Source organism: Pontibacillus marinus BH030004 = DSM 16465, assembly GCF_000425225.1.
GTDB lineage: Bacteria > Bacillota > Bacilli > Bacillales > BH030062 > Pontibacillus > Pontibacillus marinus.
Map to the genome: position 1 here is coordinate 13,314 of NZ_AULJ01000040.1, position 16,980 is coordinate 30,293.

Annotated in this window: 14 protein-coding genes and 1 pseudogene; 2 read left to right on the plus strand and 13 right to left on the minus strand. The window is 39.4% G+C overall.

Annotated elements, in window-relative coordinates:
* Positions 1-8: 8 nt before the first annotated feature.
* The 8 genes from ggt to nikC all read right to left on the minus strand — a co-directional run bounded on the left by ggt (position 9) and on the right by nikC (position 8,534).
* Entirely contained in the window at positions 9-1,619 is a 1,611-nt protein-coding gene (gene ggt, locus H514_RS0109460) for a gamma-glutamyltransferase (protein WP_027446750.1), read from the minus strand.
* Between the two features lie 177 nt (positions 1,620-1,796).
* The gene (locus H514_RS0109465) at positions 1,797-3,053 is read right to left on the minus strand and encodes a hypothetical protein (protein ID WP_027446751.1); all 1,257 of its coding nucleotides are present in this window, start codon (positions 3,051-3,053) and stop codon (positions 1,797-1,799) included.
* A 3-nt stretch (positions 3,054-3,056) separates the two neighbouring features.
* Positions 3,057-3,755: a response regulator transcription factor gene (locus H514_RS0109470; RefSeq protein WP_027446752.1), complete on the minus strand. Its 699-nt coding sequence runs from the start codon at positions 3,753-3,755 to the stop codon at positions 3,057-3,059.
* A 12-nt stretch (positions 3,756-3,767) separates the two neighbouring features.
* Positions 3,768-4,526, minus strand: a complete 759-nt coding sequence (locus H514_RS0109475) for a sensor histidine kinase (RefSeq protein WP_027446753.1) — start codon at positions 4,524-4,526, stop codon at positions 3,768-3,770.
* Positions 4,527-4,669: 143 nt separating this feature from the next.
* Entirely contained in the window at positions 4,670-5,650 is a 981-nt protein-coding gene (locus H514_RS22825; RefSeq protein WP_036842208.1) for an ABC transporter ATP-binding protein, read from the minus strand.
* The gene (locus tag H514_RS0109485; RefSeq protein WP_027446754.1) at positions 5,637-6,668 is read right to left on the minus strand and encodes an ABC transporter ATP-binding protein; all 1,032 of its coding nucleotides are present in this window, start codon (positions 6,666-6,668) and stop codon (positions 5,637-5,639) included. Before H514_RS0109485 ends, H514_RS22825 begins: the two co-directional genes overlap by 14 nt.
* Before the next feature lie 14 nt (positions 6,669-6,682).
* Complete coding sequence (gene nikB / locus H514_RS0109490; protein ID WP_027446755.1) at positions 6,683-7,603, minus strand: nickel ABC transporter permease; 921 nt, start codon at positions 7,601-7,603, stop codon at positions 6,683-6,685.
* Between the two features lie 25 nt (positions 7,604-7,628).
* Entirely contained in the window at positions 7,629-8,534 is a 906-nt protein-coding gene (gene nikC, locus H514_RS0109495; RefSeq protein WP_027446756.1) for a nickel transporter permease, read from the minus strand.
* A gap of 230 nt (positions 8,535-8,764) precedes the next feature.
* On the opposite strand from nikC, the gene H514_RS0109500 reads away from it, so the two are divergent.
* A complete protein-coding gene (locus H514_RS0109500; RefSeq protein WP_027446757.1) occupies positions 8,765-9,841 on the plus strand; it encodes a M24 family metallopeptidase in 1,077 nt (358 codons plus the stop codon).
* A 43-nt stretch (positions 9,842-9,884) separates the two neighbouring features.
* A complete protein-coding gene (locus H514_RS0109505; RefSeq protein WP_027446758.1) occupies positions 9,885-11,465 on the plus strand; it encodes a glutathione ABC transporter substrate-binding protein in 1,581 nt (526 codons plus the stop codon).
* A 125-nt stretch (positions 11,466-11,590) separates the two neighbouring features.
* Here H514_RS0109505 and H514_RS0109510 read toward each other — a convergent pair whose 3' ends face one another.
* The 5 genes and pseudogenes from H514_RS0109510 to H514_RS22830 form a co-directional block, all read right to left on the minus strand.
* Positions 11,591-12,886 carry a (Fe-S)-binding protein gene (locus H514_RS0109510; protein ID WP_027446759.1) on the minus strand — a complete coding sequence of 432 codons (1,296 nt, stop codon included), beginning with the start codon at positions 12,884-12,886 and terminating at the stop codon, positions 11,591-11,593.
* A complete protein-coding gene (locus H514_RS0109515) occupies positions 12,879-14,282 on the minus strand; it encodes an FAD-binding oxidoreductase (RefSeq protein WP_027446760.1) in 1,404 nt (467 codons plus the stop codon). The genes H514_RS0109510 and H514_RS0109515 overlap by 8 nt, the downstream gene beginning before the upstream one ends.
* A 23-nt stretch (positions 14,283-14,305) precedes the next feature.
* Positions 14,306-15,184, minus strand: coding sequence for a DUF6282 family protein (locus tag H514_RS0109520; protein WP_027446761.1), 879 nt, complete (start codon positions 15,182-15,184; stop codon positions 14,306-14,308).
* Between the two features lie 2 nt (positions 15,185-15,186).
* Positions 15,187-16,074, minus strand: a pseudogene (locus tag H514_RS0109525) (alpha/beta hydrolase); the annotation flags it as partial.
* Between the two features lie 35 nt (positions 16,075-16,109).
* Positions 16,110-16,955 (minus strand): nitrilase-related carbon-nitrogen hydrolase, encoded by an 846-nt coding sequence (locus tag H514_RS22830; RefSeq protein ID WP_051255097.1) that lies wholly within the window; start codon positions 16,953-16,955, stop codon positions 16,110-16,112.
* Between the last annotated feature and the right edge of the window lie 25 nt (positions 16,956-16,980).

Here is a 16,980-nt window from a genome sequence, read left to right on the forward strand (position 1 = left end):
CCCCTTTATTACCACGCAGCGATTGATCCATCAGTACGAGATTCTGTACCCCCGTACAATACGCCTGTTTCTGGATTACGCCATATAATCTGACCTCTTCCAAATCCAGAGCCATCTAATGTAACCCTGATATTGTGTCCTTTTCTAGCAAGGGCTTGAGCAATATGATTTGGAAAATGTGGTTCTACCGTAACGGTTTTGTCTCCCATCCACTGCCAACGCGGAGCATCTAAAGCAGCCTGAGGATTAAGAAGAAAATCTACAGTATTCATTACGACTTGTACATGGCCCTGTGGTTGCATAAAACCTCCCATTACGCCGAAAGGTCCTACAGGTTGATTATCCTTTGTTAAAAAGCCTGGGATAATCGTGTGATAGGTACGTTTTCCACCTTCAAGAGAGTTATCATGACTAGGATCCATGGAAAAATTATGCCCGCGGTTCTGTAAAGCAATGCCTGTCCCAGGTACTACTAGTCCTGAGCCGAAGCCCATATAGTTACTCTGAATAAAGGAAACCATATTCCCTTCACCATCAGCAGTAGATAAGTAAACCGTTCCGCCTTTTGGAGGCGTTCCTGGTTCAGGAGTAATCGCGTTTTCACCAATCAATTTCCTTCGATCATCTGCATATTCTTTTGATAGCAAGTCTTTGACATCAACAGACATATGAGACTCTTCCGTTATGTATGTTTGTCCATCCACGAAAGCGAGCTTCATGGCTTCTATCATTTTGTGATAGCTTTCCGTCGATTCTTTCTCAGGAAATTCATAGCCTTCTAATGTGTTTAATGCCATTAGAGCAGCTAACCCTTGACCATTTGGAGGGATCTCCCATACATCATACCCTCTGTAATTCGTATGAATAGGATCCACCCATTCGGGTTTATATTGTGCCAAATCTTCCTTTGTTAAGAATCCATCATATTGTTTTGAAAAAGCATCAATCTTATCTGCAATATCACCTTTGTAAAAGCTCTCAGCATTCGTTTCGGCAATAGAGCGAAGTGTTTCAGCATGGCCTGGTGAACGCCATACCTCACCAATTTCAGGTGCTCTTCCATTCGGAGCAAACGTCTCAAACCAAGAGGTGAACTGTTCATCCGTTAAGGTGTCTTTGAATTTATTATAAGCTGATTTCCAAAACTTACCTAGAACTGGGGAGATGGGATAACCTTTTTCTGCATAGTCGATAGCAGGCTGAAGTACATCTTTAAAAGGAAGTTTACCGAATTCCTTTGAAAGCTCAGCCCAGCCAGCAGGTACACCTGGTACTGTCACGGGCATCCAACCGAAAGCCGGGATCTCCTCGTGACCTTTTTCTTTTACTGCATCGATTGAAATAGTAGCTGGAGAAGGTCCGCTTGAGTTTAAGCCATGTAATTTCCCTTTCGTCCAAACTAAAGCAAAGTTATCTCCACCAATGCCATTTGACGTTGGCTCAACTACAGTTAAACAAGCAGCCGTTGCAATCGCTGCATCAATCGCATTTCCACCTTGTTTCATAATATCTAGTCCAGCTTGTGCAGCTAAAGGTTGAGAGGTTGCTACCATCCCATTTTGGGCAAATGTTGTCATACGTTGAGATGAGTATGGATAAGAGTTGAAATCTTGATTCATGTTTTTACCACCTTTACAGAGATCATTGTTTATTTTCGAAATGACTAATCTCCCTACATTATAGAGTACTTAGTTGTGAATTTTCTATATTTTTAAACAATTACTCATGAAACAATAAACTTGAGTAAAAATAAAGAAAACTTACTCATATGTAAGTTTTCAATACATCTCTTTAAATTAAAGCTTAATCTGGTTTATAAAAAACATCGAAGCTTTATACAACAACATAATGAAAAGGGATATAGATACAGCCCCTAAAATAGCCATAAATCTACCTTCAATTACATAAGTAGCTCCCCCGAATAGGATACTTATTAAAAAGGTAAAAGGGATAACCCATCCACCATGTTTTTCAAATATCACCATAAACACCATTGGGATTAGTATAGAAGCGTATAGGATTCCTATCATGAAAAATAGATCGAGTAGTGTTGGCTGAAATATACTATATAACACGTAAGCTATAGGAACGATATACAAATATATGATATGGTTTTTAAACTTAATATCAGTCTCATTAGAACGAATGGATCGAACAATATGACGACCAGCTCTTAAGAAGATTAGCCCTATCATAAATAAAAACACAAACTTTATTATTGGCGAAGGTGTTGAACGCGAAACAAAATAAAAGACTTCTTCTATAGGCCCAATCGTTCCCTGAGAGATCACAGGGTAAAGAAGAGCTGAAAAAGCAATCGGTAAAGTAGCCCAAATGGCACCTGCTAGTAATAAGGAAGATCGAATTTTCATTTTACTTTTATACTCTACTAACTTCCATGCTGAAGGGGAAATCAAGATTCGCCCCATAAAAATAGAAAACACAGCCATGATATACAAAGCAAGTTCTTTTTCTTGGATCACTAATAAGTAAGGATGGTATAGCCTTATGCCATCATATATGGCTTGAATAGGATTCACAAGAAATGGATAAACAATGAAAAACACTAACAGAGCAAAAAAGATACCCAAAATGTATATACGATAGTTTCGGCCCCATTCTGTTTTATCAAAAATCCAAGATATTAAGCCAAGTATAACAAGTGATATTCCTGTTCCAACTACCATTGGTAGGCGCACAGCGGCATACCATAAAGCTCCACCCCCTACCCCTAGTATAAAAATATCTAAACTGTAAAGACCTCTTAATATTCTCTGAAAATACTCACTCTCTAAATCATCCATTTTAAACGATAGCCATTCTGACATAGATTTTAGATTCGGTGATTGTTTTTTAACTCTTAATATAAAAAAGGAAAAACATAAAAATACCAAAAATCCAGTTAAAGCAAACAAAAAACCTGCTAAAACCCCATAATTAAGCATGGATTCTGCACCAACAAAAAGGGCGAACGGCGTGATCCATCTCTCCAGGAGATAGGTTGTCGTTACACCAATACCTAAACCTTGTCTTGGTGGTTTTATAGCATTCAATAGCTAGTCCCCCTTTTCACGAAATTCCTTGGGTGACATCCCTAATTTCTTTTTAAAGGTTGTACTAAAGTAATGAAGACGATTAAAACCCACTTGTTCAGCAACATCTGAAACACTCAGTTCCTTGTTTGAACGAAGGAGATTTTTAGCCATCTCAATACGATAATTCGTAACATATTCTGAAAAAGATAACCCAACTTCATCACTAAACCTACGACTTAAATAAGAAGAATTCACATGAATCATAGAAGCTACATTCGATAGGTTTAGACTCTCGTCATATTTGTCATGAACGATATTTAATGCACGAAGTACAATTTGTGAATAGTTCATAAAATCAACATCATTCGCAAAACGTTTTACGACTTCTTTTAACTCGCTTTCAATCAAAGGCTTAGTTAAATATTCAGCTACCCCTACCTTTATAGATTGCTTAGCATAATCAAAATCTTGATGAGCTGTAATAATAACAATTTCTATATTCGGATATCTCTGCTTTAATTCCGCAGCTAATTCAAGGCCTGATTTCCCAGGCATTTCTATATCTAAAAATGCTAAATGTATAGGTAAATCTTCTATTATATGCATAGCTTGACTGCCATCAACTGCAGGGTAAAGGTTCCACAGAGGGCATAAAGGCTTTATCATCACTTTCAATTGTTCAAGCATCATAGGTTCATCATCTACTAATAATACATTCACATTTAACACCCCTCACACATTATGTTTTTCTCCCGTACGCCATGAAGCTATAGCTCTAACCCCTCCGCTACCAATAGGTTCAAGTCGGACTTCCGCACGTTCATCAAAAAGTAAATGCAATCTTCTTCTAAGATTGTCTAATCCATGTCCACTTTTATCAGTAGCTGATGCTTCCAAATGCTCTTCTGTTATACCTAAACCATTATCCAGCACTTCAAGCGTAACCAAGTCCTCATTTCTTCTAAAACGGATGATGAGAATCACATCTCCAGACTTTTTCTCTAACCCGTGTTTAAAAGCATTCTCAACTAAAGTTTGTAACAAGTAGGGAGGAACTTCTTGGTCCGTATCTCTCACGTCTTCTTCTACACGAAGTCGTTCGCCAAAACGAGACTGTTGAATAGCAAGATAATGTTTTGTGTAAGCATGCTCAGTTGAAAAAGGGATCAGTTGATCTTTGACATGATATTTAAATTGTAGAAATTTCGAAAAATGTTCCATGACCTCAATTAATTGATCAATTCTCTTTAGACGCGCTAGACCTAATAATAAATTCATAGTATTAAATAAAAAGTGAGGCTGGATTTGTTGGTTTAACTGCATGTATTCACTATATTGCAGTTCTTTTTCCATTTTTATTTGTAAGTTTTGGCTTTTTAAAAAGTCGAGCTCTCGATCAAATGCCAAAACCATAAAAAGGGTTATAGCTGCAGCAATAGGAGCTATAATCGAGAAAACAATCATTGTCGTTAGTAAGTTAAGTGTAATCACGGAAAACCACTCACTTTATAAATTCTTTCTATACACTTTAACACTTTTATATACCAATGTGTCAGTGGAAGTTTTTGAAAATTATATCTTAATATAAAAAAATCGAAAGGTTCATTCGTTATAGAACCTTTCGACCATATAAATCAGACGACGTCACAAGCATAAAGTTGTCCATCCTCGCCTCTCCTTAACTCAGGTTCCTTCACTTTACATGATTCCTGAGCTAACGGGCAACGTGTGTGAAAACGGCACCCCGATGGAGGAGAAATAGGTGAAGGAACATCCCCTTGAAGTACAATCCGCTCTTTCTGCTTTTTCCTTGTTGGTTCAGGAATTGCTGATAATAATGCTTTGGTATAAGGATGCTTTGGATTTTCAAATAACGTTTTCTTATCTGCTACCTCTACAATTTTACCTAGGTACATCACAATGATCCGATCAGAAATATGACGAACAACACCTAAGTCATGTGAAATAAATAAATATGTTAAGTTGTATTCCCTTTGCAGTCTTTTTAATAGATTCAACACTTGAGCTTGAACAGAAACATCCAAAGCAGATACAGCTTCGTCACATACAATAAGCTTCGGATTAATGGCAAGCGTTCTAGCAATACCGATTCGTTGCCTTTGTCCCCCACTAAATTCATGAGGGTAACGATCCACTACATCAGCATTTAACCCTACTTGTTCTAATAATTCTATCGTGCGTTCTTTACGTTTCTCTTTTGGGACAGAGTTTAAAATACTCATCCCTTCTTCAATAATACGTCCTACAGTTTGTCTAGGATTTAAAGAAGCAAATGGATCTTGAAAGATAACTTGTAAATCTTTACGCACATCACGCATTTGTCGCTTACTTAAACCTGCTAAATCACGGCCATTAAAATGGATTTCTCCAGATGTCGGATCATCCAACCTAAGAATTGCTCGACCTGTTGTCGATTTCCCACAACCAGATTCTCCAACAATACTAACCGTCTCACCTTCATAAATCTGAAAATCTACGCCATCTACTGCCTTCACATGATTCACTGTACGTCCTAAAACTCCGCCTTTTATATCAAAATACTGCCTTAAGTTTCGTACATCCAATAAAGGTTGTTCAAGCTCAGCTACCGACATTTGCTACCTCTCCTCCCTCTTCAATTGGGTTCTCGCCTTGCCATTGATCCGTATAAATCCAACATCTAGCTTTAACCTGATCCACTTCTTCAAGGTCTGGTGTTTTTTCATGGCAAATCTCTTGTGCAAATGGACAACGAGGTGCAAAAGCACATCCTTTTGGTCTGTTTGTCGGACTCGGAACGTTCCCGTCTATCGCTTCTAACTCTTCCTGGTCCTCGTCTATACGAGGAATTGAGTTTAATAACCCTCTTGTGTATGGGTGTTTAGGTGATTCAAAAAGAGAATCAACATCCGTATGTTCTACTACTTTTCCAGCGTACATAACAACAACCTTATCGCATGTGTCAGCTACAACACCCAGATCATGTGTAATGAACATAATAGCGGAGTTAAATTCCTTTTGTAATTCTTTTAATAAATCTAAGATCTGTGCTTGTATGGTTACATCTAATGCAGTTGTCGGTTCGTCGGCAATAAGTAACTCTGGGTTACATGCAAGAGCCATGGCAATAACCACACGCTGTCTCATACCTCCACTTAACTGGTGAGGCTCTTGTTTAGCTCGTTCTTCAGGAGAAGGAATCCCTACTAATTCAAGCATTTTAACAGCTTGTTTAAAAGCCTCTTTGCGTCCCTTTTTCTGGTGAATGCGAATGGCTTCAGCTATCTGCTCGCCAACCGTATAGACAGGGTTCAAAGATGTCATCGGCTCCTGAAAGATCATAGAAATTTCATTACCACGGATTTTTCGTAATTCATCTTCTGTCTTTTGCAAAAGGTTTTCACCTTTAAAATTAATTTCTCCACCTACGATTTTGCCAGGAGGATTTGGAACCAATTGCATAACAGATAAGGAGGTAATACTCTTTCCACATCCTGATTCCCCTACTATTCCCAGTGTTTCTCCTTTATTTATACTAAAATCCACACCATCGACAGCAGGAATTTCTTCATCATCTACATAGAAATAGGTTTTTAAATCTTTTACATCTAATATCTTTTCTTGTTCAGTCATGTCACCACTCCGTTCTAGTTAAGATCTACACGTTTATTCAGTAGTCGGTACGCTATGTCTACAAACATATTTACAATAACGAAAAGAATAGAGACAACTAGGATCGATCCCTGTACAACCGGTAAATCTCTCATACGAATAGCATCAATAATGAGTCTTCCAAGCCCATTTATAGCAAATACACTTTCCGTTAGAACCGTTCCACCTAACAGCGCTCCAAATTGTAAGCCCACGACTGTAATTACTGGGATTAAAGCATTCTTTAATGCATGCTTGTACACAATATAAGTTTGTTTTACACCTTTTGCTTTTGCCGTACGAATATAATCCTGACTAATCACTTCAAGCATACTTGAACGAGTCATTCTCGCCACGATGGCAGCTCCGGCAGTCCCCAACGTAATTGCTGGTAATACGACATGCATGAAACTTCCCCACCCTGAAACAGGGAAGATTTGAAAGTTAACGGCAAATCCTAGGATCAGCATCAATCCCAGCCAAAAGTTGGGTAGAGAGACTCCTAATAGAGCTACAATCATGATTGAAATATCCGAAATAGAATACTGTTTTGTAGCAGATATAATACCTGCTAATAAACCTAAAACTGTAGTGACAATAATACTCCAGAAAGCAAGCTCAACCGTTACAGGTAAACGGGTGAAAATTTCTTCTGCAACTGGTCTTCCTGAACGGACAGATGTTCCAAGGTCACCAGTAGCTACGTTTTTCACATATTCAAAGTATTGCATATAAAGTGGTTGATTTAACCCTAACTGCTCTCTTAATTGAGCAACCTGTTCTTTGGTTGCACTTTCGCCAGCAAGTAACACGGCTGGATCACCAGGAACCATCTGCATAATTAAAAATACTACAAGGATGACCCCTAGAACGACTGGGATCATTTGAAGCATTCTTCTTATAATAAAAACAAACATCGCGCTCACATCCTTATAGCAAATTTTATTTTTTACTACGTGGGTCTAACGCATCGCGCAGACCGTCTCCGAATAAGTTCAGTCCAAGTACAATAAATGCAATCGCAAGTCCCGGGAACGTTGCAATGTGTGGTGCAGTCCATAAGAAGTTTCTCCCGTCACTTAACATAGCTCCCCATTCTGGTGAAGGAGGTTGAGCTCCCATACCAAGGAAGGATAATCCCGCTGCCGTTAAAATGGCTGTTGCCAGGCGAAGGGTCCCCTGAACAATAATAGGAGAGAAAATATTAGGAAGAATATGGACTACAATAATATGAAAATCTGAAGCCCCTAACGCTCGAATCGCATCTACATATTCCTTCTTTTTCTCACTTAACATTGAACCTCTGACAATTCTTGCGAAGGTTGGAACTGAGAATATTCCAACAGCAATCATGACATTGATTAAACTTGGACCTAGTGCACTAATGATGGCTAAAGCAAGTAATATACCTGGAAAAGCTAACAGGATATCTATGAACCTCATAATTACGGTATCTATTAATTTTCCGTAGTATCCAGCAATCAACCCGAGCATAACGCCTAATACAGCCCCAATGAGAACTGAAACGCTTCCTACTGCTAGTGAAAGCTGTGAACCATAAATCACACGACTTAAAATATCTCTTCCTTTATCGTCTGTGCCCATCCAATGCTCCCAAGATGGACCTTGCAGTTTGTTAACTAAGTCAATCTGTAATGGATCATAAGGGGCAATGATTGGTGCTAATAAGGCAACCAAAAAATAAAAGGCAACTATCCAAGCTCCAACTACCGCCATTTTGTTTTTCTTCAATTGTTTATATACATGAAGCCATCGTTCTACTTTGGAACTTCTTTTCAATACTCCTTTTTTGGCCTCCCCTTTAACTTGTACCGCTGACTGACTCATATTGCTCCCTCCTCGTTTTGATGTTGTACATAAAATTATCAGAAAATAGATAACATTTGTCATATTTTTAATCTTTCGTAAAGAAAACGAAAACTTGGGTCAATATATTACAAACACACTATTCAAAATTTTCATATAATTAGTCCAAGTCATTAACAAGAAATCGATGTTGAGAGAAGTACCCTAAGATTACAATGACCTAAAAAATTGTTAAGGTGGTGAAATCATAAGTGCATAAAAGCCGAATAGAAAAATTACGGAATAAGATGCATACCGTCGGGATCCCAGCTGTATGGATCACTTCTCCAGAAAACCGTTACTATTTCTCAAACTTTAAAGGTTCTAGTGGGTCACTTTTTATAACAAAAGAAAACACCTACCTATTAACTGATTTTCGCTATGTAGATCAGGCGAAAAATGAAGCTCCTTCATACTCAGTTGTAGACCACAAACGAGAAGAAATAACTGAGATCGTAAGGCTTATGGAGGATTATAGTTTTTCAAATTTAGGGATTGAGCTTGATCACATTTCAGCTCAGCAATACCTGCAATTGAATGAACAAACGACAAACAAAGAGTTTCTAGGAATCGATCAACAGTTAAGTGATGTTCGAATGTTAAAAGACGATAGTGAAATTCAGTCTCTCCAAAAGGCAGTTAAGATTTGCGATCAAGCTTTTGAACATATCACAACATTCATTAAACCTGGTCTAACTGAAAAAGAAATTGGACTAGAACTAGAAACCTTTATGAGAAGAGCTGGCGCTGAATCCATTAAAACGAATCATGTCATTGCTTCAGGTGAACGATCTTCCCTTCCGCATGGCCAAGCTACTGACCGTGTGGTTCAAAAAGGAGACTTCATCAAAATGGACATTGGTGCACGTGTAAATGGGTATTATTCTGATTTCACCAGAACCGTCATTCTTGGTGAACCTTCTGATAAGCAAAAGGAAATATACTCCATTGTGAAAGAAGCCCAAGAGAAATCGCTCGAATCCGTAGGTCCAGGTAAAACTTGTTCTGAAGTAGATAAAGTTGGACGAGGTATTATAGAATCATATGGTTATGGAGAAAACTTCGGACATAGTTTAGGGCATTCTATTGGATTGGCCCTCCACGAAAAACCTGTTATGCGTTCTACAGACGAAACAAAATTAGAGCCTGGCATGGTTATTACTGTAGAGCCCGGAATTTATATTCAAGGGTTTGGCGGTGTAAGGATTGAAGATTTAGTTGTGATTACTGAGAAGGGTCACATGAACCTTACACAAGCAACGAAAGATCTCATCATCATCCCTGCATAAGCAGGAATTCATACAACAATTAGAAAAAGGGAGAGAATCTAATATGAGAAGAAACCGATTTGGAGCGCTACTTTTCGCCGGACTACTTACACTTATGCTTACACTAGTTGGTTGTGCTAGCGAACCTTCTAATTCGGCTGATGGCCAAGGAAATAACGATGAAACTAAAAAATCAGGTGAAGCAGGTGGTGAACTGAAGCTAGCAGTGCTATCTGATGCAACAAAATTAGACCCACATAAAGGAACAGACATCCCTTCTGCCAATGTTTATCATGGCAAAATCTATGAAGGTCTAGTAAAACAAGATAAAAACATGAAAGTACAACCTGCCCTTGCTACAGAATGGGAGCAGATCAACGATAAGACATGGGAATTCAAATTGCGTGAAGGCGTTAAATTCCATGATGGTACAGAATTCACAGCAGAAGCTGTAAAGAAGACTTTCGAACGTATCTTAGATCCAGAAACTGCTTCACCACGTAAAAAGCTTTTTGAGATGATTACAGAAATTAAAGTAGTAGATCAGTACACAGTTCAATTAAAAACAGAATATCCTTTTGCACCGTTACTCTCTAACCTTGCTCACTACTCAGCAGGAATCATCAGCCCTAAAGCTATCGAAAAACATGGAGCTGACCTTGGACAAAACCCTGTAGGTACAGGTCCTTTCAAGTTTGATAGTTGGACACCGGGTTCTCAAATCAAGCTAACGAAAAATGAAAATTATTGGGGCGATAATGCCAAAGTTGATAGTGTGGTATTTGAAGTAATCCCTGAAGACTCTACACGTATTGCTATGGTTGAGACTGGACAAGCTCACCTTGCTAACCCTGTCCCTGTTAACCAAGTCAAACGAGTTGAACAAAATCAAGATATGAAACTAAATCGTAGCGAAGGCTTAGGTATCGACTACCTTGGATTTAATCTTCAGAAAGAACCTTTTGATAACAAAAAGGTACGTCAAGCTATTAACCTTGCTGTAGATACTGACGCTATTCTTAAAGGTGTTTATAACAACGTTGGTACAGAAGCAACTGCACCTATGGGACCTGGCGTTTGGGGACATAACGAAAACCTAGATGGTTGGGGATATGATGTTGAAAAAGCTAAGCAACTTCTAAAAGAAGCCGGTTATGAAGATGGCTTCAAAACTTCTATCTGGACAAATGACAACAAAGCTCGTGTAGACGTAGCAGAAGTTGTTCAGTCTCAATTAAAAGGCGTTGGAATTGACGTTGAGATCAAAGTAATGGAATGGGGCGCTTACCTAGACGCAACTGCTAAAGGTGAGCACGACATGTTCGTACTTGGTTGGTCTAACATGACGGGTGATGCTGATTATAACCAGTATTTCTTATTCCACTCCGAAGCAATGGGTACACCTGGTAACCGTACATTCTTCCAAAATGACCGAGTTGATGAGTTAATTGATAAAGGCCGTGAAGAATCCGATCCAGCTAAACGCCAAAAAATCTACAATGAAGCACAAAAAATTGAAATGGAAGAAGCTCCAATGATTTTCCTTCGTAACGATGAAGATCTGGTAGCTGTAGGCAACAACGTAAATGGTTTCTGGATGCATCCAGCAGGTATTTATATGCTGAATGATGTCACAGTAAAATAAAACCCTTAACATGAGTAAAACCTCCTGAATCTATCAGGAGGTTTTATTATTGGCTTTAGAACCGATCATCTCACTAATTCAAACAAAAAGACCCAGAAGCACTTCTCCTGAGTCTCACTAATCTTTTAAACTTGTGGTCCTGCTTCTAATAATAAATCTACTAAATGGACAGCATCCATTTGCTCTGACTGTCCTTCTCGCTCAATACCTAGCTTCATTTGCAATAGGCATCCTGGATTTGTCGTCACAACCCGCTCAGGATGTACAGAACATACATCTTTCATTTTCACATCTAGAATCTCCATAGACTCTTCATAATTTACAATATTATAGATTCCGGCTGAGCCACAGCAAAACTCTGGGCGTTCTAATTCTTTCAACTCTAATCCGGGTACTTTTTTCAACAGTTCTAATGGCGGCGTTTTGACACCTTGGACATTCGACATATGGCAAGAAGGTTGATAAGTGATGGTTTTATCAACAGGCTTAGTGAAATGCAATCCTTCTACATCAACTAAAATTTGTGAAATGTCTTTCACTCGAGATACAAACTGTTCAGCACGTTCTCTCCATTTTGTTCCTTCTTCAAACAGGTGATGATACTCAATCAAACGAGCCCCACAACCTCCAGCATTATTCACAATATAATCAATCTCTTCTTCTTCAAACGCACGAATGTTTCGCTTCGCCAGTTCAACGGAGTTTTGCACTTTTCCCGCATGAGCATGTAACGCACCGCAACAGGTTTGCTGTTCAGGGATCACAATCTCCAGCCCGCTTCGTACCATTAAATCAATTGTGTTCTGATTCGTTTCAAAAAACACACTGTCCATCACACACCCTGTAAAAAAGGCTACTTTAGCAGAAGCTTTTCGCTTTGGTAAGTACCGCTTCGTCCGTTTAGCTCTTTTTCTCGGAGATGGCTGTTTCGGTATAATCTGTTCAAAGTATCCTAAATGAAGAGGTGCCATCTTGGATACTGACGTTAGATTCGCAAAAGACTGGAGGCCCGATTTTTGATAAAACCACGTCATATTCCCTAGTGTCTTCATCCACCCTTTGGAAGGGAAAAATGATCCAAATAAGAAGTCCTCCGTTCGCTTTTGAGCTTGGGATTTCACTTCATGATCTTCAATCACTTCTTTAGCTCCCTCAAGGATTTGGCCATATTGAACATCTGTAGGACAAACCGTGGTACAAGCCATACAGCCTAGGCATTTTTCGATCGGATCACGTAAGTCTTCAACAGATGCTTTTCCTTCTGCCACCATTTTCACGAGGTTAATGCGTCCCCGAGGAGAATGGGTTTCCTTTTCCATCGTTTCATAGGTTGGGCAGGCTGGCAGACAATACCCGCACTGGACGCAATCAAATGTTTTGTCATAGTTGATGGTCTTCTGTAACTCTTGTAGATTACTCATCGCGTAACACCAACTTCTGTCCCTTCTCGGCAAAAATCTTACCAGGATTCATAATCCCATTTGGATCCCATGCGTCTTTGATACGGCGCATCATACCTACCCCAGTAGCCCCAAGCTCACTCTCCATGAACGGAGCTTTCATTGTTCCAATTCCATGCTCCCCAGAAAGGGTCCCACCCAGGTCAATCGCAGCTTGGAAAAGTTCTTCTACAGCTTGTTCTGCTCGTTTCATCTCTTCCTGATCACGTTTGTCGCATAAGATATTGGGATGCAGATTTCCATCGCCAGCATGACCAAAACAAACGACCTCGACATTGTACTTTTGCTTAATGTCTTCAAGACGCGCCATCATATCAGGTATTTTACTACGTGGTACCGTTGCATCCTCTGAAACTTTTGTTGGCTTGATTTTCGCTATAGCAGGAGATACTTGTTTTCGTGCATGCCATATTTGATCTGCCTCTTCTTGGTTTCCTGGTACGACAACATCTGTAGCGCCAATCGACTCCATGATCTCTTGAACGATTTCTTTTTCAACTTTTAGCGCTTCAGGATGCCCGTCCAATTCAACTATGACAATCGCTGCCGCATGAGTTGGTAGACCGATTGGGTTGAAGTTTTCAACAGCTTGAATACAAGCCTGATCCATAAACTCTAGCTTGGAAGGTAAAACTCCTGAGGTAAGCGTTTTAGATATTGCTTTCCCTGCCGTATGTACATTATCAAATGTCACCATAAGAGTTTGGACAGCTGGAGGCTTTGGAACAAGCTTTAAAGTTGCTTCTGTAATAACACCCAAAGTTCCTTCAGACCCTACTAACAATTTAGTTAAGTCAAAGCCTGTGACGTTTTTAATCGTTTGTCCACCAGTGCGGATGACCTCCCCTTCAGGAGTAACGACCTCAAGACCTAAAACAAAGTCCTTGGTAACTCCATATTTCAAGCCACGGGGACCACCTGAGTTTTCAGCTAAGTTACCTCCGATTGTCGCTACATGTGCGCTACTTGGATCGGGTGCATACATCAGTCCATGCTTCATCGCTTCTTCATTAATACGAGCGGTTAACACACTCGGGGATACAGTGACTGTTAAATCATCTACTCTTAAGTCAATGCTTTCTGGCCACTGGGACATATCAAGAACAATCCCACCATGAACAGGTAATGGACCACCACTCAAACAAGTCCCCTGCCCTCTCGGATATACTGGAACTTTATACTCGTTGGCCACTTTCAAGATCCCAACGACTTCATCTCGATTACTTGGTTGAACGACTACTTCCGGAAGGTGCTCGCCAAAGGAAGCATCAAAGCTATAACTATATCGATCTGCTAAACTCGTTAAAATGCGCTCTTCCTGTATATGCTTTTGTAAAGCTTCCTTCCACTGTTCCATATAAACGTGCTCCTTTCATTGAATCAAAACAATAATGTTTCTGGATTTTGAACGATCATCCTTTTTATCTCTTCTTCCCTAATTCCACACTCTAATAAACGAACGACGAATTCTTGTAACCCCTGGACTGGTGTAATGTTATGGGGCTGTCCATAGTCTGTGACTAAAACACAAGCATCCACCCCAACTTCCTTGATACTATCAGCCATTTGTTGGATCGTACAATTTTGGAAATCTTCCCCGCAAGCTAAGTAACACTTTTCAATAAGACACCCTTGAGCCGCTAATTTCTTTTGAAGATCCATTGGAACTTGAGCAATGCCTAAATCTGCATGTTGTATCAAAATTCGTTTCACGCCTATTTTTTGAGCTTCATCTACTAAGACATCCACCTCATCAGGTGCAAGATGCCCTGTTGCTAAAATCGCATCATAAGAAGCGATCCCCTCTAAAATGCGTTTAACTTCATCTTTGATACTTCCGTCATTATTCAGGACAGTTAAGGTTGAAGCTGAATCATCGAGCTCCTTTTTACTATTAAAAAAACGACCTTGTTTATGCTCAGCAAAATATTTTGCATGCTGTTTTGCTGAAATAGTGGGCATCCAAATCACTTTTGCTCCCATTCGAAGTGCCATGTCTACTGCATAAGATGAGAGTCCGCCTGTATACAAATTACACACCAAACCACCATAGATATTCATATCGGGCACCTTGTCACGAATTAGCGTAGCACGATCATGTGTAGTACCTTCATGTGCTTTCAGTAATAGGCCTCCCATACCTGCTCGCCTAGCCTCTTCAACCAATTCCCAATCTGTTTGCTTTCTCGGAAATGCGCTAGGGGAGCTATGAACATGAAGATCATAAGCTCCCTTTAGTAATGGGTGATAAGTTGTCATAACTACAACGCCTCTTGGAAAAAGGTATCGAGTTCTTCTACCAATGCTGTAAACTCTTCATGTTCGCTGTACATAAAGTCATTATGTTTTCCATCGATTTCATAAAACGTTTTTGGACCTGTCGCAGATCGATAAAGTGCTATGGATTCTTCAATTGGATGTAGAAGATTTTTCTTTCCATGTGCGACAAAAAGCGGTGTTTCCACAAGATTTTTAGCGGATTTTTCTGCATCTAAGTCAATGACAGACTCTGTGAATTGAAGCTGGGTCTGGCCACCAAAACCTTTCTTCGAAGCGAGTTCCTTCTGTACATAATCCTTAGTAGCTGGGTCTAATGGATAATGGAAAAATGGGTCTTCTAGCTTCGATTTACCTGTGGTCACACGTTTAATACGGTCTTCACGCACAGCTTCTAAAACCTTGGACCAGCTCTCATAAGAATGAACTGTTTTTAGCCAGCGCTCTCCATGATAAAAGCCATTTAATGCAGCTACACCTGCAACATCATTCTGTTCAGCAACCCGGACTACATTAGAACCACCCATGCCCCAGCCGATTAAGCCTATTCGATCTTCATCCACTTCATTTTGGAAGCGTAAAAAGGTTAGCGCATTGTGAATATCCTCCACTTGTTCTTCTAGCAGTACACGAGTCGGATCTCCTTCACTATCAGCAAACCCACGATAGTCAAAGCCCATACAGATATATCCCTTCTCTGTTAGGAATTTAGCAAACATCTTTGGATAAAATTCATTTACTCCCTGGTAACCTGAGTTTATGATAATGGCTGGATATTGTTTATTTGGGTTATAGGAATCTGGATAATAAAAAGTACCCTCTAATTTTAGTCCATCACTGTAAAATTGAATTGCTTTCTCGATCATATAAAAATCTCCCTTCTGGCATACTAAAAATTAATTTTTATTCAATCAGCATTTTCTTGGCTAGCAATCTCTTGGTAATGTCGAATGGTTAAGTCCACATCTTCATCTCTCATGATCGGCAAAATCTTTCGAATTTCTTTCACTTTAGAATAATCGATTTCACATGTCTGAGTAGATTCATCATTAAATGGACATTGATCGACCACTTGACCATACGGATCAATAACTTTTGAATTCCCGTAAAATGATTTATCCTCTTCTTCCCCTACACGGTTTACGATAATGACATAACATCCATAAATCCCTGCATAGAATTGTCCAAGTCTCTCCCAGCCTATGGAACTTGAATATGTACTTCCAAGCCCTCCTTCAGGACTGTTTATCAAACAAACTAATAAGGAACAATGTTTGTGTGCCGCGATGTGAGGGAGTGATGGATGCCAAAGGTCGTTACAAATGAGCATAGAGGATGTGAAATCTTGTATCTCATCAACTTTCACCTTCTTCCCTCTGGCGAAATATTTTCCCTCTTCGAAAATGCCATATGTTGTAGGGTAGATTTTTCGTTGAATAGAACTTACTTCACCATCTTTAATAAAAACAGAAGAATTATAAACACGTGTCCCTTTTCCATTTTCTATAAATCCAAACATTACATTAATTCCTGTCTCTCTTGAAACTTCACAAATTTGCTTTATTTCATGAGACCCTAAGGTAATGGCTAAATCGTACACTTTTTCCTTCAATAAATACCCTGTTAGAGACAATTCAGGAAAAACAATCAAGTCTGTCTCGTTTTTGTATTGATAGATTAACGTGATCATGTTTTCTAAGTTTTCTTGGACATCTCCAAATACTGGATTGGTTTGAGCCATAGTGACTCTCATACAAAACACTCCAATTACTAGTTTC